23 protein-coding genes are annotated in these 20574 nt (G+C 69.3%); 14 read left to right on the forward strand and 9 right to left on the reverse strand.

What is annotated here, in order from left to right; translation table 11 throughout:
• Positions 1-48: 48 nt before the first annotated feature.
• The 4 genes from JI746_RS13840 to JI746_RS13855 form a co-directional block, all read right to left on the reverse strand.
• Complete coding sequence (locus JI746_RS13840; RefSeq protein WP_201690223.1) at positions 49-1479, reverse strand: sensor histidine kinase; 1431 nt, start codon at positions 1477-1479, stop codon at positions 49-51.
• Positions 1466-2140 carry a response regulator transcription factor gene (locus JI746_RS13845; RefSeq protein WP_201690225.1) on the reverse strand — a complete coding sequence of 225 codons (675 nt, stop codon included), beginning with the start codon at positions 2138-2140 and terminating at the stop codon, positions 1466-1468. The genes JI746_RS13840 and JI746_RS13845 overlap by 14 nt, the downstream gene beginning before the upstream one ends.
• Positions 2141-2178: 38 nt before the next feature.
• On the reverse strand, positions 2179-2541 hold the full coding sequence (locus JI746_RS13850) for a YXWGXW repeat-containing protein (RefSeq protein ID WP_201690227.1): 363 nt from the start codon (positions 2539-2541) through the stop codon (positions 2179-2181).
• Positions 2542-2649: 108 nt separating this feature from the next.
• On the reverse strand, positions 2650-3270 hold the full coding sequence (locus tag JI746_RS13855; protein ID WP_201690229.1) for a YitT family protein: 621 nt from the start codon (positions 3268-3270) through the stop codon (positions 2650-2652).
• Between the two features lie 278 nt (positions 3271-3548).
• Between JI746_RS13855 and hppD the strand changes: the two genes are divergently transcribed.
• The 5 genes from hppD to JI746_RS13880 all read left to right on the forward strand — a co-directional run bounded on the left by hppD (position 3549) and on the right by JI746_RS13880 (position 6722).
• Positions 3549-4628: a 4-hydroxyphenylpyruvate dioxygenase gene (gene hppD, locus JI746_RS13860; protein ID WP_201690231.1), complete on the forward strand. Its 1080-nt coding sequence runs from the start codon at positions 3549-3551 to the stop codon at positions 4626-4628.
• 217 nt (positions 4629-4845) lie between these two features.
• On the forward strand, positions 4846-5157 hold the full coding sequence (locus JI746_RS13865) for a hypothetical protein (protein ID WP_201690232.1): 312 nt from the start codon (positions 4846-4848) through the stop codon (positions 5155-5157).
• 93 nt (positions 5158-5250) lie between these two features.
• Positions 5251-5934: a response regulator transcription factor gene (locus JI746_RS13870; RefSeq protein WP_201690233.1), complete on the forward strand. Its 684-nt coding sequence runs from the start codon at positions 5251-5253 to the stop codon at positions 5932-5934.
• Positions 5931-6323, forward strand: a complete 393-nt coding sequence (gene crcB, locus JI746_RS13875; protein WP_201690234.1) for a fluoride efflux transporter CrcB — start codon at positions 5931-5933, stop codon at positions 6321-6323. The genes JI746_RS13870 and crcB overlap by 4 nt, the downstream gene beginning before the upstream one ends.
• A gap of 87 nt (positions 6324-6410) precedes the next feature.
• Complete coding sequence (locus tag JI746_RS13880) at positions 6411-6722, forward strand: hypothetical protein (protein ID WP_201690235.1); 312 nt, start codon at positions 6411-6413, stop codon at positions 6720-6722.
• Positions 6723-6735: 13 nt separating this feature from the next.
• On the opposite strand, the gene JI746_RS13885 is transcribed toward JI746_RS13880, so the two are convergent.
• Positions 6736-7494: a SapC family protein gene (locus JI746_RS13885; protein ID WP_201690236.1), complete on the reverse strand. Its 759-nt coding sequence runs from the start codon at positions 7492-7494 to the stop codon at positions 6736-6738.
• A 26-nt stretch (positions 7495-7520) separates the two neighbouring features.
• Positions 7521-8822, reverse strand: a complete 1302-nt coding sequence (locus tag JI746_RS13890; RefSeq protein WP_201690237.1) for a hemolysin family protein — start codon at positions 8820-8822, stop codon at positions 7521-7523.
• A gap of 73 nt (positions 8823-8895) precedes the next feature.
• Here JI746_RS13890 and JI746_RS13895 point away from each other — a divergent pair, with 73 nt between their 5' ends.
• Both JI746_RS13895 and JI746_RS13900 read left to right on the forward strand, forming a co-directional pair.
• Positions 8896-9876, forward strand: coding sequence for a DUF2971 domain-containing protein (locus tag JI746_RS13895; RefSeq protein ID WP_201690238.1), 981 nt, complete (start codon positions 8896-8898; stop codon positions 9874-9876).
• Entirely contained in the window at positions 9861-10697 is an 837-nt protein-coding gene (locus tag JI746_RS13900) for a symmetrical bis(5'-nucleosyl)-tetraphosphatase (RefSeq protein ID WP_201690240.1), read from the forward strand. The genes JI746_RS13895 and JI746_RS13900 overlap by 16 nt, the downstream gene beginning before the upstream one ends.
• A gap of 205 nt (positions 10698-10902) precedes the next feature.
• Here JI746_RS13900 and JI746_RS13905 read toward each other — a convergent pair whose 3' ends face one another.
• Together JI746_RS13905 and ypfJ are read right to left on the reverse strand one after the other, a co-directional pair.
• Complete coding sequence (locus JI746_RS13905) at positions 10903-12309, reverse strand: DEAD/DEAH box helicase (protein ID WP_201690242.1); 1407 nt, start codon at positions 12307-12309, stop codon at positions 10903-10905.
• Positions 12310-12351: 42 nt separating this feature from the next.
• A complete protein-coding gene (gene ypfJ, locus JI746_RS13910) occupies positions 12352-13221 on the reverse strand; it encodes a KPN_02809 family neutral zinc metallopeptidase (protein ID WP_201690243.1) in 870 nt (289 codons plus the stop codon).
• A gap of 27 nt (positions 13222-13248) precedes the next feature.
• Between ypfJ and pcp the strand changes: the two genes are divergently transcribed.
• From pcp to JI746_RS13945, 7 genes are all read left to right on the forward strand, one after another.
• A complete protein-coding gene (gene pcp, locus JI746_RS13915; protein ID WP_201690245.1) occupies positions 13249-13917 on the forward strand; it encodes a pyroglutamyl-peptidase I in 669 nt (222 codons plus the stop codon).
• 47 nt (positions 13918-13964) lie between these two features.
• Positions 13965-14816, forward strand: coding sequence for a 3',5'-nucleoside bisphosphate phosphatase (locus tag JI746_RS13920; protein ID WP_201690247.1), 852 nt, complete (start codon positions 13965-13967; stop codon positions 14814-14816).
• Entirely contained in the window at positions 14786-15712 is a 927-nt protein-coding gene (locus JI746_RS13925; protein ID WP_408004102.1) for a DMT family transporter, read from the forward strand. The genes JI746_RS13920 and JI746_RS13925 overlap by 31 nt, the downstream gene beginning before the upstream one ends.
• A 4-nt stretch (positions 15713-15716) precedes the next feature.
• Positions 15717-16352 (forward strand): L-threonylcarbamoyladenylate synthase, encoded by a 636-nt coding sequence (locus tag JI746_RS13930; RefSeq protein ID WP_201690249.1) that lies wholly within the window; start codon positions 15717-15719, stop codon positions 16350-16352.
• A gap of 34 nt (positions 16353-16386) precedes the next feature.
• Positions 16387-17052, forward strand: coding sequence for a site-2 protease family protein (locus JI746_RS13935; RefSeq protein ID WP_201690251.1), 666 nt, complete (start codon positions 16387-16389; stop codon positions 17050-17052).
• A 4-nt stretch (positions 17053-17056) separates the two neighbouring features.
• Positions 17057-18364 (forward strand): tryptophan--tRNA ligase, encoded by a 1308-nt coding sequence (locus tag JI746_RS13940; protein ID WP_201690252.1) that lies wholly within the window; start codon positions 17057-17059, stop codon positions 18362-18364.
• Positions 18365-18425: 61 nt separating this feature from the next.
• Positions 18426-19019, forward strand: a complete 594-nt coding sequence (locus tag JI746_RS13945) for a response regulator transcription factor (RefSeq protein ID WP_201690254.1) — start codon at positions 18426-18428, stop codon at positions 19017-19019.
• A 16-nt stretch (positions 19020-19035) separates the two neighbouring features.
• Here the strand turns inward: JI746_RS13945 and JI746_RS13950 are convergent, their stop codons facing one another.
• Entirely contained in the window at positions 19036-20469 is a 1434-nt protein-coding gene (locus JI746_RS13950) for a sensor histidine kinase (protein WP_201690256.1), read from the reverse strand.
• Positions 20470-20574: the final 105 nt, after the last annotated feature.

The raw sequence follows: 20574 nt of genomic DNA on the forward strand, positions 1-20574 counted from the left end.
CACTTGCAGGGCCGCTGTCAGCATCTTGTCGCCCAGCTTTCAGCGCGCTTACAGCGCCTCGGTCAGCTCAGGGTTGTCCCGGGGTGTGCCGGCGCTGGGCTGGAACAGCACGCTGAAGGTGTTGCCCACGCCGTCCACATCCTCCTCCAGCGTGATGCGCGCGCCGTGCAGCGTCGCGATCTCGCTCACGATGGCCAGGCCGAGGCCGCTGCCGTCCTCCTGCGTGCCCAACAGGCGGTGGAAACGCTCGAAGATGCGCGCCCGTTCGGCCACCGGGATGCTGGGGCCGTCGTCGCTGATGGCCAGCTTGCACTGGCCGTCGCCGGCGTGGCCGGCGCGCACCGTCACGCGGCCGCCCTGCTGGCTGTAGCGGATGGCGTTGTCGATCAGATTGTTGACCAGTTCGCGCAGCCGGTCGCGATCGGCGTCGATCATCAGCGGCTCGTCGACGCCTTCGAAGCCGAGGTCGATGTTGCGCTTGATGGCGCTGGGCACCCACTCCATGCTGACTTCCAGCGCGAACGCGTTCAGGTCCAGCGGCTGCAACTGCACCGTCTCCAGCGCACCGGGCTCGTTGCGGGCCAGCGAGAGCAGCTGGCGCACCAGCCGCGACAGCCGGTCGGCGCTGATATAGAGCTGCGCCAGCGAATGCCGCACGCGCTCCGGGTCGTTCTCGCGCAGCGCCAGCTCGATCTGCGCCTTCAGGCCGCTGACCGGCGTCTTGAGCTGGTGGGCCGCGTCGGCCACGAAGCGGTTCTGGAAGTCGAAGGTCTTGCCCAGGCGGGCCATGAGATCGTTGACCTCGTCGACCAGGGGCCGCACTTCGCCCGGGACGTCGTGGGTGTCGATCCGGCTCAGGTCCAGGTGCGAGCGGTTGGAGACGGCGCGCCGCAGGCGCTTGAGCGGCTCGAGGCCCCGCGAGACGCCGAACCACACCAGCGCCGTCGCCATCACGATCAGCAGCAGCTGCGGCAGCACCACGTTGGCCACCATCTCCAGCGCCAGCCGGTTGCGCTTGTTCAGCGTCTCGGCCACCTGCACCTGCACCATGGGCGCGCCGGGCGACTCGCCCACCCGCATGCGCGTGACGATCATGCGCACCGCCTGCCCGTGCACCGTCTCCTGCGAGAACAGCGGCTCGCCGCCGGGCGCCACGCGCCGCCCCAGGGGCAGCGCGGTATCGCCCCCCAGCACCGTGCCGTCGCCGGCGTCGGCGCGGTAGTACAGCCGGTCCTGGGCGTCGGTGAGGAGGATGCTGCCCGCGGTTTCGGACAGCTCCAGCCGCAGCCGGCCGCCCTCGTTGCGCACGTGCAGCACGATCTCGCGCGCGATCTCGTGCAGCGCGCGGTCGTAGGCCAGGTTGGCCAGGCGCTGCGAGCTCCAGTACGCCGCCATGGCGTCGAGCAGCAGCAGGATCAGCAGCGGCCCGAGCAGCCAGGCGAGCAGCTTGCGCTGCAGGCGAGGCTCAGTTTTCGCCATCGTCGCGTTCCATCAGGTAGCCCATGCCGCGCACGGTGCGGATCTCGCAGCCCAGGGGCTCGAGCTTCTTGCGCAGGCGGTACACGTAGACCTCGATCGCGTTGGCGCCCACCTCGTCGCCCCAGCCATAGAGGTGGTTGACCATCTGCTCCTTGCTCACGACGCGGCCCTCGCGCATCAGCAGCAGCTCCAGCACGGCGAGCTCGCGCGGCGAGAGGTCCAGCGGCTTCTTGTCGTGGAAGACGCGGCGGCCCACCGTGTCGAAGCGCAGCAGCCCGTGGTCCAGGTAGGGCGTGGATTGCGTGCCGCGGCGCAGCAGCGCCCGCACGCGCGCCTCGAGGACCGGCAGGTCGAACGGTTTAGAGAGGTAGTCGTCGGCGCCGAGGTCCAGGCCGCGCACCTGGTCCTCCATGGTGTCGAAGGCGGTGAGCATCAGCACCGGCATGGTGGACTTGCGCGAGCGCAGGCGCTTGAGCACCTCCAGGCCGCTGAGGCCCGGCAGGCCGATGTCGAGGATCGCGAGGTCGTAGATGGCGAGCGCCAGCGCGCTGTCGGCGTCCTCGCCGGTGGAGACGATGTCGACCGCATGGGCCGACTGCACCAGCGCGCGCGAGAGCGCGTCGGCCAGTACCTTGTCGTCTTCCACCACCAGGATTCGCATCGGAGGGGAATGCTAACCCTTCCCCTGCGCGAACCCGCTCAGTTGCGGTTCGGATTGTTCGGGCGCGCGTCCAGGCGGTTCGGCACGCCGTCGCCATCGCGGTCGCCGCGGGCCCAGCCGCCGCGCTCGCGCACCCAGCCGCCGTTGCGTTCCACCCAGCGGTCGGCGCGGTAGCGGTAGCCTCGGCGCGCGCGCACCCAGTGGCCCGGCCGCCAGACGTAGCGCCGGCCGTTCCAGTCCCAGGAGCCCTCCGCCCAGACGAAGCCGCGGCGCGGCGGCGGGATCCGCTCCTCGCGCGGCGCCGGCGGCGCGATGCGGACGATGACCTGCGCCTGGGACGGCAGGGCCCAGGCGCCGAGGGACAGGGTGACCAGGCCACCCAGGAAATCTCTCTTGTGCATGTCGACTCCGAACGATGTGCCTCACACGAGGCAGTCGGAGCTTGCGGCCGGCCGTGCCGCCGGCCCGTAGGACGGCGCCTCTGCCATGCAAGCGGCGTGTAAAACCGTTCAGACGGGTTGGTAGCGGCCGGGCCGGTGGTTGTAGACCAGCGCCAGGTTGAGCGCGACCACGGCCAGGATGGACAAGGCGAGCCGCCGCGGATCGCCGACGCTCCAGCCGCCGCCCAGCACGACCAGCGCGTCGATGGCCATCTGGGTCTTGCCGGCCGGCCAGCCGAAGCGCTCCTGCAGTCGCAGCACCAGCACGTTCAGCCCGCCCAGGCTGGCGCCGTGGCGGAAGATGATCAGCATGCCGGCGCCGCACAGCAGGCCGCCCAGCACCGCCGCCAGGGCACCGTCGATCTGCTGCAGCATCACGGCGTGAGGCAGCCACCACGAGAGCAGCGACAGCAGCGTGACGGCGATGGCCGTGCGCAAGGTGAAGACGCGCCCCATGCGCGTCCACGCGAGCACGTAGAACGGCAGGTTCACGACGAACAGGATGGCCCCGAGGTCGAACCCGGTGCCGTAGTGCAGCAGCAGCGCGAGGCCGACGATGCCGCCCGGCACCAGGCCCGCGCTCTTCATCAGGAAGATGCCGAGGGCGACGAACAGCGTGCCGGTGAGCAGCCCCTGCACGTCGTCCTGGAGCCGGTGCGTGCTGGGGATGGAAAAGCGGGGGGAAGACATGTCCGCCCGACGATACGGCGGCCCGGCCGCGCGGGCATTGACGCACGTCAGCGGGGCGGCCCCGGCTGCGGCACAATGCCCCCAAGATGCCCGGTTTCGCCCTCTTCTTCGGAGACCACCTCGCGCGCAGCGTGCGCGGGGTGCCGGGTGCGCCTCCTGCCTTCGTCATTCCCGCGCAGGCGGGAATCCAGGCCATCGCCTGACGCGCTGCGCGCGTTCCCTGGGTCCCTGCCTGCGCGGGGACGACGTCTTCCCCGTTTCATGCAGGAGTCTTGCCAATGGCTGATCTGTTCGAGAACCCCATGGGGCTGATGGGCTTCGAGTTCGTCGAGTTCGCCTCCCCCGTCCCCAACCAGCTCGAGACGCTGTTCGAGAAGATGGGATTCACCCTGGTCGCGAAGCACCGGTCCAAGGACGTGCTGCTGTACCGCCAGGGCGAGATCAATTTCATCGTCAACCGCGAACCCCGCAGCCTGGCGTACTACTTCGCCGCCGAACACGGGCCTTCGGCCTGCGGCCTGGCCTTCCGCGTGCGCGACGCGCACAAGGCGTACCACCGCGCGCTCGAACTAGGCGCCCAGCCGATCGAGATCCCCACCGGGCCGATGGAGCTGCGCCTGCCCGCGATCAAGGGCATCGGCGGCGCGCCGCTGTACCTGATCGACCGCTACGAGGACGGCAAGTCGATCTACGACATCGACTTCGAATTCCTCGAAGGCGTCGACCGGCATCCGAAGGGCGTGGGCCTGAAGCTGCTGGACCACCTGACCCACAACGTCTACCGCGGCCGCATGGCCTTCTGGTCCGGCTTCTACGAGAAGCTGTTCAACTTCCGCGAGATCCGCTACTTCGACATCCAGGGCGAATACACCGGCCTCGCCTCCAAGGCCATGACGGCGCCGGACGGCCGCATCCGCATCCCGCTGAACGAGGAATCCTCCCGGGGCTCCGGCCAGATCGAGGAGTTCCTGATGAAGTTCAACGGCGAAGGCATCCAGCACGTGGCGCTGCTGACGGACAACCTGGTGGAGACGGTGGACCAGCTGCAGATGAACGGCATCCCGCTGATGACGGCGCCCAACGAGATCTACTACGAGATGCTGCAGGAGCGCCTGCCCGGGCACGGCCAGCCGGTGCCCGAGCTGCAGGCGCGCGGCATCCTGCTCGATGGCACGACCGAGGGAGGCAAGCGCCTGCTGCTGCAGATCTTCTCCGAGACCCTGCTCGGCCCGGTGTTCTTCGAATTCATCCAGCGCCAGGGCGACGAAGGCTTCGGCGAGGGCAACTTCAAGGCCCTGTTCGAGTCGCTGGAGCGCGACCAGATCCGTCGCGGCGCGCTCGCCGTCAATGCCCCCTGAAGCGGCGCAGCAGCCGCAGCAGCAGAGGCGGGGCAGGACGGCGACCCTGCCCCAGCCTCCCGCGCGCCTTAGCAGTCAGGCGGACTTGGCGGACGGTTTCCGCTGCGCCGGTCCTACAGGGTGCGGAAGTGCCAGCGCCGACCATGCTGCCCATAGCGCAGACCTCCAGTCTTCATCCCGTCGCCTGCAGATGCGCTTACGTTCTGGGAGAACAGAAATGAAAGCCGCCGTGTTCTGCGCCGCCCTCGCCGCCGCGTTCGCCACCGCACCCTCGTTCGCGCAGGAACTCGTCGCCCGCCAGGGAGACGACTCCGTGCGCCTGTCCGAGGCCGCCTGCAGCAGCGAACTGGTCCTCCGCCGCATCGAGCCCTCCGCCGCCGGCGAATACAAGGCCGCCTCGGCCGTGTTCCAGGGCCAGCGCTTCACCGCCTGCTGGCGCATGATGGGCAACGTGGCCCACCTCGTCTACGAGGATGGCGACCAGGGCATCATTCCGGTCGCCGAGCTCAAGCCCGACCTGACGGCTTAAGCCGAACGCCTGTCCGCCGGGGCTGCCCGCTCAGAACGCCGGGCAGCCCGGCCCCCGCGCGTCATGCACAATCCCGGGGACACCCCGGCCCTCATGACACGCGTCCTGATCATCGACGACGACCCGACCACGTCCACCACGCTGGCCGCCGTCGTGCAGCGCCAGGGCTGGGAACACCACACCTGCGCCGACCTAGCCTCCGCCTGGAAGGTGCTGCGCAGCACGCCCTTCGATTGCGTCCTGCTCGACCTCGGCCTGCCCGATGGCGACGGCACCGACCTGCTGCAGAAGTTGCGCCGCTCGGCGGCCGGCGAGCTGCCCGACGCCAAGACGCCGGTGCTGGTGATCTCCGCCCGCTCGCAACTGCGCTCCCGCCTCACGGCGCTGGACCTCGGTGCGGACGGCTACGTCATCAAGCCGGTGCACCTCGAGGAAGTCGCCGCCGTGGTGCGCGCGCTGCTGCGCCGCCGCACCACGCTGTCGGCGGGGCAGATCCTGCACAAGGACGTGGTGCTCGATCCGAACAGCCGCTTCGTCCAGCGCGGCGGCCAGGCCATCGAGCTGACCGAGCAGGAGTTCGCGGTCCTGCTGGCGCTGCTGGAAGACCGGCCGCGGGCGCTGAGCCGGGCGGAGATCCTGGAGCGCACCGGCAACCGCGTGGGTGACGGCGGGGCGGTGGAAGTCCACGTGCACCACCTGCGCAAGAAGCTGGGCGACGAGCTGATCCAGACGGTGCGCGGCGTCGGCTACCGCATCCCCACGGACAGCGCGTCTTGAACGGCGCGAGCCTCCTGCTGTCGGTCGCGGCGATTTCGGCGGGCGCCTCGCTCGGCGCCTTGCTGCGCTGGGTGCTCGGCCTGCAGCTGAACCACATCCTTCCTTCACTGCCCCTGGGAACGCTGGCCGCGAACCTGCTGGGCGGCTACCTCGTCGGCCTCATCCTCGGCTGGCTGGGGCAGCACCCGGAGCTGTCGCCGCAGGTGCGGCTGTTCCTCGTCACCGGCCTGATGGGCGGACTGACCACGTTCTCCACCTTTTCCGCCGAGGTGGTGAACCACCTCGTGCACGGCCGCCACGGCTGGGCCATCGCCATTGCGGTCACGCACCTCACTGGCTCGCTCCTGCTCACCGCTCTGGGCCTGGCCACGGTCGGAGCCCTCGATTGACAAGGGTTCACCCTTAGGAAAAGAACTGCTGTTGCGCTGGACGTTTCTCTTAGCGCGCGCGGCTCAGCCATGGACCACACTGGGTCCATGGCAAGTTTTGCACTTGACACCGTTCGCAACATCTTCACCCGCCGGGCAGGCCCGCTGCCACCAGCGGCCGAACGTCCGCGCCGGCCGGAACTGATCTTCCGCCTGCGCGCCTGGCCCCGGCTGCCGGAGAACGGCCGCACGGCGGAGGTCTACCGCATCTTGTCGGTGATGAGCAACCAGCCGGTCAACCGGCAGTGGCTGCTCGGGCGGTTCCGGCTCGCGCCCCAGCAGCTAGATGCCCTGCTGCAGCAGCTGGTGGCGCAGGGCTCGGTGGAAGTGATCGACCCCGCTGCGTTCGCGCAGGGCTGACCACGCCGCGCATTCAGGTCGGCGCAGCCGGGGCGGCCTGCGTCGCCGGTGCCGCCGGGCGATCCGCCAGCCGGTCGGCCAGTCGCTGGATGTTCGACAGCGACAGCAGGTGCGCCGTCACCAGGTGCATCTCGCCGCTGCGGAACATCTCGAGCGCCGTCGCATCGGGCAGCTCCAGCAGCTTCTGCTCGTCCACCACCCGCAGGCCGTTGACCGTGAAGCTGCGGCCGTCGCGCAGGTCGGCGCGGGCGTTGGTGTCCTTGAGCAGGCCGTTGTCCTCCAGCCGCTTGCAGAACGCCTCGGTGCGCGCGTATTCGCGCTGGTACTGCGTCAGGAATTCCAGCGTCTGCTTCAGGAACGCCGTCTCCTGCCCCTGCTCGTCGAACAGGGCCTGGCCCTCGGTCTCGCTGATTCCCGGGTACGCCTCGTCGATGCAGACGGCCAGCGACTTGCCGGGGATTTCCGCCAGCACGAAGGGATAGCGGCGCAGGAAGGCCGGCAGGTAGCGCGCCGTCCAGCGCTCCTGGTTGTCGACGAACAGGTTCTCCCGATCGCGCAGCCCGAGCACCGCCACCGGCACCGTCTTGCCGTCCGGCGAGCGCGTGAAGACGATCGGGTATTCCTTGCAGGCCTCGTTGAACTCCGCCGCCGCGATATACAGCGAGTTGGACTTGCGCGAGAACGCGAAGCCGCCGCTCGGCTGCACGTGCACCTTGCGGTGCTTCTCGCGATCGAGCAGCACCGGCTTTTCGTAGAACATCTGTTGCGCCATCGAATCTCTCCTCTTCCTTTGAAAAATCAGCGATCCGCTTCCGCGGTCTGCGGCACGGCCTGCGCCAGTACCTTGTCGATGCGGCGCCCGTCGAGGTCCACGACCTCGAAGACCCAGTCGCCGCAATCGATCCTCTCGCCCGGCCGGGGCAGGTGCCCCGACAGTGACATCAGCAGCCCCGCCAGCGTGTTGTAGCGGCCCTTGTCTTCTTCCGGCAGGCCGCGGATGTCCAGCCGCGCCTTGAGTTCCGCCACCGGCATCAGGCCATCGAGCAGCCAGGAGCCGTCGTCGCGCCGCGTCGCCCAGGCCTCGGTGTCCCCCGAGGGCTGCAGCTCGCCGGTGATCGCCTCCAGCAGGTCGTGCGGCGTGATGAGGCCCTGCACGACGCCGTATTCGTCGACCACGAACACGGTGCGGGCCGCCTGCATGCGGAACTGCTCCAGCAGTTCCATGCCGCTGAGCGTCTCGGGCACGAACAGCGCCGGCAGCACGTGCGGCTCCACCGGGCCCTCGTGCGCGGGGCCCAGCGAGATCAGGCGCGACACGCTGATCACCCCGATCACGTCGTCGAGCGAGCCGCGGCACACCGGGTACCAGGAATGCGCCTCGCCTTCGCCGGCGCGCCGCAACGCGTCGCGCACACTGGTGGCCGCGTCGAGCCAGACCATGTCGGAGCGCGGCACCATCATCGAGGTGAGCGGCCGGTCGTCGAGGTGGAACACGTTGCGCACCATCTGGTGCTCGTGCTCCTCGATCACGCCGGCGTCCACGCCCTCCTCCAGGCTGTGGGCGATCTCCTCCTCGGTCATGCCGCGGCGCTGGGTGGTGTCGATGGCCAGCAGCTTGAGCACCGCCTGCGTGGACGCCGACAGCAGCTTGACGAAGGGCGATGCCGCCTTCGACAACCAGCGCATGGGCCGCGAGGCGAAGCGGGCCACCGACTCGGGATAGAGCTGGCCGATGCGCTTGGGCACCAGCTCGCCGAACAGGATGTTGATGTAGGTGATGATGGTCACGACCAACGCCGTGGCCGTCACGCCCGAGGGCTTGGGCGGAAAGCCGTGCCCGCGCAGCCAGCCCGCGAGTTCCTGGCTGAACGCGGCTTCGCCCACGATGCCCGTGATCACGCTGATCGACGTGATGCCGACCTGCACCGTGGAGAGGAAACGCGTCGGCTGGTCCAGCAGCTTCAGCGCCGCATCGGCGCCGCGGTCACCCGCCTGGGCCATGGCCGAAAGCCGCGCCCTGCGGCTCGACGCGAGCGCCATCTCGGACATCGCGAACAGGCCGTTGAGCAGCGTCAGGAACGCGATCAGCAGGAAATCCATGAATCAGGACAGAATCATATGCGTTGCACTTTACTGCAAGGACCGGGCGGAGCCGCCCGCCGTCCCCTGCCGGATGCCCCAAGAACCCACCTACCCCGGCCTCGATGACGTGCTGTGGGCCGACCTGCATGTCCATCCCGACCCGGCGCAAGTGCCGCTGCTGGCGCACTACACCTCGATCCTGACCCTGGAGCGCATCGCGCAGACCGGCCAGATCTGGTTCTCGAATCCGCTGTACATGAACGACGTGGACGAGTTGCGCTACGGCATGAACCTCGGCATGCACGCGGTGCGCAGCCACGGCGGCCTGCGCGAAGCCTGCCCGCCGGCGCACTACAACGCGCTGCTGGATGCCTTCGATGCGCTCTACGCCGCCTTCGACAGCGATTCGGCCTTCGATGTCTACGTCTTCAGCTGCTCGGAGCACGACGACGAGATCGGCGACGACGGGCTGCTGTCGATGTGGCGCGGCTATGGCGGTGACGGCAACGGCGTCGCGATCGTGTTCGACCTCTCGCCGCTCATGACGCCCGATTCGCCGCTGCTGGTGCGCCAGGTGCAGTACCTCTCGTACGAGCAGAGCGAAGCCTGGATGGAACGCAAGCTGCAGGGCTTCGCCGAGGCGCTGCAACGCGCCGGCGGCCCGGTGGAGAGCATGCAGGCCGCGGCCGCCGCGCTGTTCGACCGCATCAAGCTGTTCGCGCTCTTCACCAAGCACCGCGGCTTCCACGAGGAACGCGAGTGGCGCCTCGTCTACCTGCGCGAGAAGGACATCAAGGGCGTGCTCACGCAGCAGCTGCACTACGCGATCGGCTCGCGCGGCATCGAGCCGCGGCTGCGCTTCACCACCGACGTGATCGGCGGGCCGGGCCACGGGCCGAACCTGAGGGAGATGGTGCGGCGGATCATCCTCGGCCCGGTGCTGGCCACGCCGCTGGCACTGCGCTCGGTGCAGCGCATGCTGGAGTTGTTCCAGCCGGCCTGGGCCGATCGCGTCGCCCGTTCCAGCACCCCTTATCGCTCGCAACGCATGCCCGCATGGCCCATTACCTGATCGGCGACATCCAGGGCTGCGATGCGCCGCTCGCGCGCCTGCTGGCGAAGATCGATTTCTCGCCCAGCCGCGACACGGTCTACCTGCTGGGTGACCTCGTGAATCGCGGGCCGGCATCGGCCGCGGTGCTGCGGCGGCTCATGGCGTACGGCGATGCGGCGCGCTGCCTCCTGGGCAACCACGACCTGAGCCTGCTGGCCGTGGCCTGCGGTCACCGCCCGCCGCACCGCAACGACACGATGGACGAGATCCTGCAGGCGGCGGATCGCGCGGAATTGCTGGAATGGCTGCGCCGGCGCGCGATGGCGATCCATGCGCACGGGGTGCTGATGGTGCATGGCGGCGTGCTTCCGCAATGGGACCTGGCGCAGACGCTCGCGCTCGCGGCGGAAGTGGAAACGGTGCTGCGCGGACCCGGCCTTGACGGCTTCCTGGCGCAGATGTGGGGCAACCAGCCGGACCACTGGGAGGACGGCCTGCAGGGCGCCGATCGCCTGCGCGTGATCGTCAACGCGCTCACGCGCCTGCGCTTCTGCACGCCCGAGGGCGTGATGGACCTGAAGGCCTCGGGCGGCCTGCACCAGGCGCCGGCCGGCATGCTGCCCTGGTTCGACGTGCCGGGCCGGCGCAGCGCCGGCGTGTGCATCGCCTTCGGCCACTGGTCGACGCTCGGCTACCTGCGGCGGCCGGACCTCATCGCGCTGGACACGGGCTGCGTGTGGGGCGGCTGCCTGAGCGCCCTGCGCCTCGACGCCAGCAGCGCCGGCGCGCACGAACTCATTCAGGAGCCCTGCGAGCAGGCGCAGGCGCCGGGGGAATGACGGAATGACCTCGGCGCGACGCGCCTCGATGACGCGCTGCGCTGATGACCTCGGCGCCGCGCGCCTGCATGACACGCTGCGCTGATGAAGACGAAGGCGGCCAGCCTTCGCATCCGCGCAGCGGGGTCATCGAAGTGCGAAGCACGAGGTCATCAGCGAAGCGCGTCATCCGCGCCAGCGGGTCATGCGCGCGGAACGCGCGCGGTCATTGCGATTTGAACAGCGCCGCCACCTTGCGCTTCGGCTTGATGTTGGCGGACACGCGGTTGCCGGCCGGCTTGCCGCTGGCCTCCCAGGCCGGGGCTTCCTCGCGCTGCGGCGGCTGGTAGGGCTTGTCGAAGAACGGGTCGACCGCCTGCTGGCGCGACTCGCGCCGGCGCTCCTCGAAGCGCTCGCGCCGGTCCTCGTCGTCGCCCTGCTCGCGCCAGGCACGGCGGCCGTCGTTGATGCGGCCGCGCGGGCGGTCTTCCTCGTATTCCAGCGGCTCGATCTCCAGCTTGCGCTTGAGGAGTCGCTCGACGTCGGCCACCAGCCGGGCATCGCCGGGCCCGACCAGCGTCACCGCCAGGCCGGAGGCGCCGGCACGGCCGGTGCGACCGATGCGGTGGATGTAGTCCTCGGGATTGAAGGGCACGTCGAAGTTGAAGACCGCGGGCACGTCCTTGATGTCGAGGCCGCGCGCGGCGACGTCGGTGGCCACCAGCAGGTCGACCTCGCCGCGCTTGAAGGCATCGAGCGCCTTCAGGCGTTCATCCTGGCTCTTGTCGCCGTGCATCGCGACGGCCTTGAGCCCGTCGCGCTCCAGCGAGCGCGCCAGGCGCGCACATCCGAGCTTGCTGTTGACGAAGACGAAGGCCTGCGAGATTGCGCGCTGGCGCACGATCTGGCGCAGCGCGCGGCGCTTGTCGTCCTCGGGCACGCTGAAGAAATGCTGTTCGACGGTAGTGGCCGTGCTGTTCGGACGCGAGACCTCGATCGTCACCGGGTCCTGCAGGTAGCTGCTGGCCAGCCGCTTGATCTCGGGCGAGAAGGTGGCGGAGAACAGCAGCGTGGTCCGCTGCTTGGGCAGGTACGACAGGATGCGCTGCAGGTCCGGCAGGAAGCCGATGTCCAGCATGCGGTCGGCCTCGTCAAGCACCACGTACTCGACCTGGTTCAGGACGGCGTTCTTGGCTTCGATGTGATCGAGCAGGCGGCCCGGCGTGGCGACCAGCACTTCGACGCCGCGCTTCAATTCGGCGGTCTGCGGCTTCATGTCCATGCCGCCGAACACCACCGCACTGCGGACGTTGGTGTACTTGGCATACAGCTTGACCTGCTGGGCCACCTGGTCGGCCAGTTCGCGCGTGGGCAGGAGCACCAGCGCGCGCACCGGGTGCCGGGCCGGGGAAGTCGAGGCGTTCTCGTGCTTCAGGAGGCGCTGCAGCAGGGGCAGCGCGAAGGCGGCGGTCTTGCCGGTGCCGGTCTGGGCGGCGCCCATCACGTCCTTGCCGGCCAGCACCACGGGAATCGCCTGCGCCTGGATCGGCGTCATGCTCTCGTAGCCCATCTCGGCGACGGCGCGCGCGAGCGGCTCGGCCAGGTTCAGTTTGGAGAATGCAGATTCGGACATCAACCTGCTATTGTCTCACTTTCGCAAGTTCCATGCCCGGCGCTACAGATTGCGGGTGTTGAAGGTATCGCAGGACTTCACGCTGCCTTCCTTGTAGCCCGTCATGAACCAGCGCTGCCGCTGCGCGCTGGTGCCGTGCGTGAACGACTCGGGCACCACGGCGCGGCCGGCGGACTGCTGCAGCGCGTCGTCGCCGATCTTCGCCGCCGCATTCATCGCCGACTCGATATCGCCCGCCTCGATGGTGTTGCGCTCCTTCTGCGAATGGTTGGCCCAGACGCCGGCGAAGCAGTCGGCCTGCAGCTCCACCCGCACGCTCAGCGCATTGCCCTGTGCGGCGCCCATGCGCGCCCGCTGCTGCTCCACCTGCTGGGTGATGCCGAGTTCGTCCTGCACGTGGTGGCCCACCTCGTGCGCGATCACGTAAGCCTCGGCGAACTCGCCGGGCGCGCCGAGGCGGTTCTTCAAGGTCTCGTAGAAGGACAGGTCGATGTACACCTTCTGGTCCGCGGGGCAGTAGAACGGCCCCATCGCCGCCTGCCCGGCGCCGCAGCCGGTGCGCACGGCGCCGCGGAACAGCACCAGCTTGGGATCGTGGTAGGTGGCCCCGCCCTGCTTGAAGAGACCGGTCCACACGTCTTCGGTGTCGGCCAGCACCGTGGAGACGAACTTCGCCATCGGATCGTCGGCCGGCGGCGCCGGTGCGGGCCCGGTCTGCGCCGGCGGCGCACCGCCACCCGTCATCATGCTCAGGAGCGTCAGCGGATTGACGCCCAGCAGCGCGCCGCCCACCAGGGCGATCACGAGGGTGCCGATCCCGATGGTGCCGCCGCCGATGCCGAAGCCGCCGCCGCCACCGCCCCCGCGCATGTCCTCGACGTTCGATGATTGCCGGTTACCTTCCCAACGCATCGCGTTCTCCTGCTGTAGAGTGAATGCATGCTACCTACAACAAACGCGGCAGCACGTAGTCCGTTGTCCGTATTGGTGACCGGCTTCGATCCCTTCGGCGGGAGCGACGTGAACCCCAGTTGGCAGGCGGTTCATGCATTGCACGGCCGCCAGATCGCCGGCCACCGCGTGATCGGCGCCGAGTTGCCGACCGTGTTCGGCGCCTCGATCCGCCGCCTCGAGGAGCTGATGCGCGAGCACCAGCCGCGGCTCGTGGTCTGCACCGGGCAGGCCGGCGGCCGCGGCGCCGTGTCGCTCGAGCGCGTCGCCATCAACGTCAACGACGCCCGCATTCCGGACAACGCGGGCGCCAGGCCCATCGACACCGCCATCGTGCCCGATGGGCCGGCCGCGTATTTCACCAGCCTGCCGATCAAGGCCATGCTGCAGGCCTTGCTCGACGCCGGGGTGCGGGCCGAGGTGTCGCAGACGGCGGGCACCTTCGTCTGCAACCACACTTTTTACGGATTGATGCACCTGCTGGCCCAGCCCGAGTGGCAGGGCGTTCGCGGTGGGCTGGTCCACGTGCCCTGGCTGCCGGAGCAGGGACAGCCCTCCATGCGGGTCGACGAGATCGTGCGCGGGCTGGAACTCGCCATCGCGTGCGCCCTGGCGACGCGGCACGACATCCGCAAGGAAGCCGGCGCGCTGAACTGAATGGCCCCGCGCCGGCAGGCCAGCGGCCCGGCTCGTAAAATCCGCCGGTGTCCATCCTCAATGCCGACCTGCACTGCCACTCCGTGGTCTCCGACGGCACGCTCACGCCGGAGGAACTGGCGGCACGGGCAGCGGCCAATGGCGTCGAGCTCTGGGCGCTGACCGACCACGACGAGATCGGCGGCCAGCACCGCGCGGCCGCCGCGGCCCACGCCCACGGCATGAAGTACCTCACGGGCACCGAGATCTCCGTCACCTTCGCCGACGAGACGGTCCACATCGTCGGCCTCGGCTTCGATGCCGACGACGAGGGCATGCAGCGCGGCTTGGCGCAGACGCGCGGCGGCCGCGGCAACCGCGCGCTGGAGATCGCCGCCGGCCTGGCCGCCGCCGGCATCCCCGGCACCTACGAAGGCGCGCTGAAGTACGCCGGCAACCCGGCCCTCATCTCCCGCACCCATTTCGCCCGCTACCTGGTGGAGACGGGCGTGTGCCGGGACACCGGCGAGGTGTTCCGGCGCTACCTGACGGAAGGCAAGCCGGGCTACGTGCCGCACCGCTGGGCCGGCCTGAAGGATGCAGTGCGCTGGATCCGCGAGGCGGGCGGCGTGGCGGTGATCGCCCATCCGGCCCGCTACAAGTTCACCGCCAACGAGGAATACGCGCTGTTCACCGAATTCAAGGCCCACGGCGGCGGCGCCGTCGAAGTCGTGACCGGCAGCCACACCACGGCGGAATACGCGAAGTACGCCGAGACCGCGCTCGAATTCGGCCTCGCCGCCTCGCGCGGCAGCGACTTCCACAGCCCCGGCGAGAGCCACACCGACCTCGGCCAGCTGCCCTTCCTGCCGCAGCAACTCACGCCGGTCTGGGACCTGCTGGCGGACCGGATCCAGTGAGCGCCGTTGCGGCGGCGCTGCCGCGGCCGAACGCCCTGGCCGGGATCGCGATGACGGTCGGCGCCTGCGCCTGCTTCGCGGCCCTGGACACCACCACCAAATGGGTGACTGCGACCGTCCCCCTGCTGATGGCGCTGTGGGTGCGCTATTTCTTCCAGGCCGCGGCGACCACGGCGATCGTGCTGCCGACGCGCGGCCGCGCCGTCTGGCGCACCCGGCGCCTGGCGTGGCAACTGGTGCGCGGCTTCCTGCTGCTGGCCAGCAGCCTGCTCGCCTTCCTGAGCCTGCGCTACATGCCGGTGGGCGAATTCACCGCGATCGTGATGATCACGCCGCTGGCGGTGACGGTGCTGGCAGCCACCGTGCTGAAGGAGCACGTCTCGGCGCTGCGCTGGCTCCTGGTGGTGGGCGGCTTCGCCGGCACGCTGATCATCATCCGCCCCGGCGCCAGCCACTTCGGCTGGAGCAGCCTGCTGCCGCTGGCGCTGGTCGCCTCCAATTCGGCCTTCCAGGTGCTCACCAGCCAGCTGGCCCGCACCGAGGATCCCGTGACCATGCACCTCTACACGGGGTGGACCGGCACCTTGCTCGCTTCGCTGGCGCTGCCCTTCGTCTGGACCTCGCTGCCGGACCTGCGCCTGTGGGCGGCGCTGTGCTTCATGGGGCTGACCGCCACGGTCGGCCACTTCCTCCTGATCCTGGCCTTCTACCGCGCGCCGGCGGCGACGCTGATGCCCTACCTGTACACGCAGATCGCCTTCGCGGTCCTCGGCGGCGTCCTGGTCTTTTCGCATGTCCCGGATCACCTCTCGGTCATCGGCATGGGCATGATCGCGGTCTGCGGCGCCGCCGGCGCCTGGCTGAGCGCGCGCGAGCGGCGCGCGGCAGCGAGCTGAAGCCATGGCCCAATATTTCGAACTGCACCCGGAGAACCCCCAGCCGCGCCTGTTGAAGCAGGCCGTGGCGATCCTCAACGCCGGCGGCGTGGTGGCGGTGCCCACCGATTCGAGCTACGCCATCGCCTGCCACCTCGATGACAAGTCGGCCGCCGACCGGCTGCGGCAGATCCGCCGGGTCGACGAGAAGCACCTCCTCACGATGCTGTGCCGCGACCTGAGCGAGCTGTCGAACTACGCGCGCGTCGACAACAAGCAGTACCGGCTGCTCAAGGCGATCACGCCGGGGGCCTACACCTTCATCCTCGACGCGACGCGCGAAGTGCCGCGGCGCGTGAGCCATCCGCAGCGCAAGACCATCGGCATCCGCGTGCCGGACCACCGCGTGCTGCAGGGGCTGCTGGAAGCGCACGGGGCGCCGCTGCTGGCGACCACCCTGTTCGCGCCGCAGGATGCCGACCCGATGAACGACCCGGAGGAAATCCGCGGCCGCTTCGAAAAGCAGCTCGATGCGGTGATCGGCGCCGGGCCCTGCCCGGACCAGCCCACCACCGTGGTGGACCTCACGCCGATGCAGACCGGCGGCGACGCGATCCTGGTGCGCCAGGGCCGCGGCGACCCGGCGGCCCTGGGGCTCTGAGAGCCCGCCGGCAACGGTCTGACACAATGGGGACGTGGACCCCAATACGATCCAGACCCTCCTGATCTACGCCCTGCCGGTGCTTTTCGCGATCACCGTGCACGAGGCCGCGCACGGCTATGTCGCGCGCCATTTCGGCGACAACACGGCCTACATGATGGGCCGCGTCACGCTCAACCCGTTCAAGCACATCGATCCCATCGGCACCATCCTGATGCCGCTGATGCTGTACTTCGCGACCTCCGGCAACTTCCTCTTCGGCTATGCCAAGCCGGTGCCGGTGAACTTCGGCGCGCTGCGCCACCCCAAGCGCGACAGCGTGTGGGTCGCACTGGCCGGACCCGCCTCCAACTTCATCCAGGCGATCCTCTGGGCCCTGCTGTTCACCGTCCTGGTCGCGGCCGGCGTCGACGAGCGCTTCTTCCTCCTCATGGCCAAGGCCGGCGTCCTGAGCAACCTGGTGATGTGGGCCTTCAACCTGTTCCCGCTGCCGCCGCTCGATGGCGGCCGCGTGCTGGTGGGCGTGCTGCCGGCGCGGCAGGCCTATGCCCTGAGCCGCATCGAGCCCTGGGGCTTCTTCATCGTGATGGGCCTGGTGGTGGCCGGCGTCGTCAGCACCTTCTGGCTGCGGCCGCTGATCGGGGCCGGCTACTGGATCCTCGACCTGCTGCTTTCCCCCCTGAATTTCCTGCTTCGTTGACCGCATGAGCGAAACCGTCCGCTACCTCACCGGCATCACCACCACGGGCACGCCGCACCTGGGCAACTACGTGGGCGCGATCCGCCCCGCGGTGCAGGCCAGCCGCCGCGCCGGCGCCGAGAACTTCTACTTCCTGGCCGACTACCACGCGCTGATCAAGTGCGACGAGCCGGCGCGCATCCAGCGCTCCACGCTGGAGATCGCCGCCTGCTGGCTGGCCGCGGGGCTGGACCCCGAGCAGGTCTTCTTCTACCGCCAGTCCGACATCCCCGAGGTGACGGAGCTGACCTGGCTGCTCACCTGCGTCACCGGCAAGGGCGTGCTCAATCGCGCCCACGCCTACAAGGCGCAGGTCGACAAGAACACGGCGGCCGGCGCCGACGTCGACACCGACGTCACCATGGGCCTGTTCATGTACCCGGTGCTGATGGCCGCCGACATCCTGATGTTCCAGGCGCACCGCATCCCGGTCGGCCGCGACCAGGTGCAGCACATCGAGATGGCGCGCGACATGGCGCAGAGCTTCAACCACCTGTACGGCGAGCACCTGGTGCTGCCGGAAGCGCAGATCGACGAATCGGTGGCCCTGCTGCCCGGCCTGGACGGCCGGAAGATGAGCAAGAGCTACGACAACGTGATCGGCCTGTTCAGCCCGCGCGAGCAGGTGCGCAAGCAGATCTTCTCGATCGTGACGGATTCGCGCGCCCCCGGCGAGCCCAAGGAGGCGGAAGGCTCGGCGCTGTTCCAGATCTTCCAGGCCTTCGCCTCGCCGCAGGAAACGCAGGCGCTGCGCGAGGCCTACGCCGCCGGCATCGCCTGGTCCGATGCCAAGCAGCTGCTGTTCGAGCGCATCGACCGCGAGATCGCGCCCATGCGCGCGAAGTACGAGCACCTGGTCGCGCACCCGCAGGAACTCGAGGACGTGCTGCAGGCCGGCGCCGCCAAGGCGCGCACCCGTGCCACGCCGCTGATGCGCGAACTGCGCGAGGCCGTCGGCCTGCGCCGGCTGGCTAGCGTGGCGGCGGGCGCGAAGAAGGACAAGGGCAAGGCCAGCCTGCCGGCCTTCAAGCAGTACCGCGAGGCCGACGGGCTGTTCTACTTCAAGTTCGTCGACGCGCAGGGCCGGCTGCTGCTGCAAAGCGCCGGCTTCGCCTCGCCCAGGGAAGCGGGGCAGGTCATCGCCGCGCTCAAGGCTGCGCAGACCCTGCCGCAGGACGGCAAGGCCGCCCCCGCCGAGGGCGTGCTGCCTCAGCAGGTGGAAGCGGCGCTGAAGGAGCTTGCCGATGCCGCAAACGAAGGTGTTAACACCTAACTCCTCACGCGTGAAGCGTTATCCTTGACGGCTAGTCGCAGGAATGACATTGAACCCTACCATGAACGTGTACGTCATCGACGACCACCCGCTGATGCGGGAAGCGGTCGTGATGCTGATGCGCCGGATGCGCCCCGGTGCCAACGTCGTCGAGCTCGATCGCATCGGTGGGATCGAGGCCGCGGTGAAGCAGCACGGCGCGCCGGACCTGATCACGCTCGACCTGAAGCTGCCGGACACCACCGGCACTTCGGGCGTGCATGAACTCAAGAACCTGTTCCCGGAAACGCCGCTGGCCGTGCTCTCCGCCTCGCCCTCGAGCGACGCGGAAGAGGCCTGCATCGAGGCCGGCGCCGACATCTACATCGAGAAGTCCTCGGGTGCGCAGGAGATCGGCAACGCCTTGCGCGCGCTGCTCTCCGCCGACGGCCAGTTCGAGGAACTCGCACCCACGGACAACAAGCTGTCCAAGCGCCAGAAGCAGTTGATCGTGATGCTCGATCGCGGGCTGTCCAATCGCGAGATCGCCGACGAACTCGGGATCAGCGAGCACACGGTCAAGGTGCACCTGTGGCGCCTGTTCCGCCGGCTCGGGGTCAAGAGCCGCACCCAGACGATCCACTACGCGCGCACCCACGGCCTGCTGGCCAGCTGAAGCCCCCGCCGGGCGATCAGGGCCCGGTGGCTTCCTCGTGCTCCGGGTACAGCTGCGCCATCGCGGCACTGGCGCGCTCGCTCGCTTCGTGGGCGTCGGTCGGCTGCAGCTGCAGGCGGAACACCGTGCCGCGGCCGACGCGGGAGCGCAACGTGAGCGGATGCCCCAGGATGTGCGTCAGCCGCGCCACGATGTACAGCCCGAGCCCGAAGCCTTCCTCGGTGCCGCTGTGCCCCGGCACCTTGTAGAACTCGCGGAAGATCTCCCGCTGGTGCGCCGGCGCGATGCCGGCACCCGTGTCCCAGATCTCGATGCGCATGCCGGCCGGCGTGCAGCGCGAAGCCACCAGCACGCCGCCCTTCTGCGTGTACTTCACCGCGTTGGAGATGAGGTTGCCGACGACGCGCTGCAGCAGGATCGGGTCGGAGCGGACGGTTCCCGGGCACACGTGCATGCGCAGCGCCAGGCCCTTGGCCTGGCACAGGGGCCGGTACTGCAGCTCCAGGCTGCGCAGCAGCTTGGCGAGATCCACCGCCTCCACGTTCAGCCGCACCTTGCCCGAGTCGAGCCGCGCCAGGTCGAACAGTGAATCGAACAGGTGGTTGACGGCCTTGGTCGCCGCCACGATCTTGGGCGCCAGCTCGTTCACCAGTTCCGGCTCGCCGCGCAGCCAGTCGGCGTACAGCCCCAGCGCGTGCACCGGCTGCCGGATGTCGTGGGCGGCGCTGGCCAGGAAGCGGTTCTTGATCTCCACGGCGTCCAGCGCCGCCTGCGTCTGGCGGGTGAGGGACTCGATCAGCTGCATGTTGCGGTACTGCAGCTCGAAGTTGCGCCGCAGCGTCTCGTGCAGGCGCTCGCCCGCGATGCGCAGCACCTGCCAGAAGATCACGAGCAGCAGTGCCACCCACCAGTGGTACACGGGGCCCTGCAGCTGCAGTTCGACCACCATGCGCCACGCCATGACGGCCAGCGAGGTGCCGGCCAGGATGTCCAGGTAGGCCCGCATCACGCCGAGGCGCGCCGACAGGCTGTTGATCGAGAACATCGCCAGCCCCGCCATGATCAGCCAGCAGATGTACTGGTCGCCCAGGGGCGAGCGGTCGAAATAGAGCTCGGTCGTGAGACCCCAGACCAGCGCCGAGACCGGCCACACCCACAGGCGGCGGCGGAAGAACGCCAGGTGCGCCTGCGTCGGCTGCCCCATGACCTGGGTGCGGTACTCCTGGATCACCCACAGGCGCCAGGCGGCCACCGCCACCCAGACCACGACCCAGGCGATCAGGCGCTCCGGTTCGTTGTCGTCCGACAGGATGCCCACCACCATCGCCACCAGCAACAGCGCCAGCCACTGGGTACTGCGCTGCGTGCGCATCAGGCTGCGAACCAGTTCGCCCTCCACCCACTCTCGTTCGGCCGATGTGGCGGGGGCGGGCAGGGACTCCGGTTTCATCGTCCGAGTCTAGAACATCGCCTGTCTGCAGCTTCCGATGCTGCGCGCGCGTGCGAAGGACCTCACCGACATAGCTAGAGGCATCGTCCTACAAGCTGCGCAGCG

This window comes from Ramlibacter alkalitolerans (genome assembly GCF_016722765.1).
In the GTDB taxonomy this organism is placed as follows: domain Bacteria; phylum Pseudomonadota; class Gammaproteobacteria; order Burkholderiales; family Burkholderiaceae_C; genus Ramlibacter; species Ramlibacter alkalitolerans.

What these genes read in the sequence shown, in the direction of transcription:
- JI746_RS13950 (WP_201690256.1), bottom strand. Translation starts at nt 20,469, where the DNA reads ATGAAACCGGAGTCCCTGCCCGCCCCCGCCACATCGGCCGAACGAGAG.
- JI746_RS13940 (WP_201690252.1), top strand. Translation starts at nt 17,057, where the DNA reads ATGAGCGAAACCGTCCGCTACCTCACCGGCATCACCACCACGGGCACG.
- JI746_RS13895 (WP_201690238.1), top strand. Translation starts at nt 8,896, where the DNA reads ATGCCCCAAGAACCCACCTACCCCGGCCTCGATGACGTGCTGTGGGCC.
- JI746_RS13865 (WP_201690232.1), top strand. Translation starts at nt 4,846, where the DNA reads ATGAAAGCCGCCGTGTTCTGCGCCGCCCTCGCCGCCGCGTTCGCCACC.
- JI746_RS13855 (WP_201690229.1), bottom strand. Translation starts at nt 3,270, where the DNA reads ATGTCTTCCCCCCGCTTTTCCATCCCCAGCACGCACCGGCTCCAGGAC.
- ypfJ (WP_201690243.1), bottom strand. Translation starts at nt 13,221, where the DNA reads ATGCGTTGGGAAGGTAACCGGCAATCATCGAACGTCGAGGACATGCGC.
- JI746_RS13930 (WP_201690249.1), top strand. Translation starts at nt 15,717, where the DNA reads ATGGCCCAATATTTCGAACTGCACCCGGAGAACCCCCAGCCGCGCCTG.
- JI746_RS13840 (WP_201690223.1), bottom strand. Translation starts at nt 1,479, where the DNA reads ATGGCGAAAACTGAGCCTCGCCTGCAGCGCAAGCTGCTCGCCTGGCTG.
- JI746_RS13900 (WP_201690240.1), top strand. Translation starts at nt 9,861, where the DNA reads ATGGCCCATTACCTGATCGGCGACATCCAGGGCTGCGATGCGCCGCTC.
- JI746_RS13885 (WP_201690236.1), bottom strand. Translation starts at nt 7,494, where the DNA reads ATGGCGCAACAGATGTTCTACGAAAAGCCGGTGCTGCTCGATCGCGAG.
- hppD (WP_201690231.1), top strand. Translation starts at nt 3,549, where the DNA reads ATGGCTGATCTGTTCGAGAACCCCATGGGGCTGATGGGCTTCGAGTTC.
- JI746_RS13850 (WP_201690227.1), bottom strand. Translation starts at nt 2,541, where the DNA reads ATGCACAAGAGAGATTTCCTGGGTGGCCTGGTCACCCTGTCCCTCGGC.
- pcp (WP_201690245.1), top strand. Translation starts at nt 13,249, where the DNA reads ATGCTACCTACAACAAACGCGGCAGCACGTAGTCCGTTGTCCGTATTG.
- JI746_RS13905 (WP_201690242.1), bottom strand. Translation starts at nt 12,309, where the DNA reads ATGTCCGAATCTGCATTCTCCAAACTGAACCTGGCCGAGCCGCTCGCG.
- JI746_RS13845 (WP_201690225.1), bottom strand. Translation starts at nt 2,140, where the DNA reads ATGCGAATCCTGGTGGTGGAAGACGACAAGGTACTGGCCGACGCGCTC.
- JI746_RS13870 (WP_201690233.1), top strand. Translation starts at nt 5,251, where the DNA reads ATGACACGCGTCCTGATCATCGACGACGACCCGACCACGTCCACCACG.
- JI746_RS13890 (WP_201690237.1), bottom strand. Translation starts at nt 8,822, where the DNA reads ATGGATTTCCTGCTGATCGCGTTCCTGACGCTGCTCAACGGCCTGTTC.
- JI746_RS13880 (WP_201690235.1), top strand. Translation starts at nt 6,411, where the DNA reads ATGGCAAGTTTTGCACTTGACACCGTTCGCAACATCTTCACCCGCCGG.
- JI746_RS13945 (WP_201690254.1), top strand. Translation starts at nt 18,426, where the DNA reads ATGAACGTGTACGTCATCGACGACCACCCGCTGATGCGGGAAGCGGTC.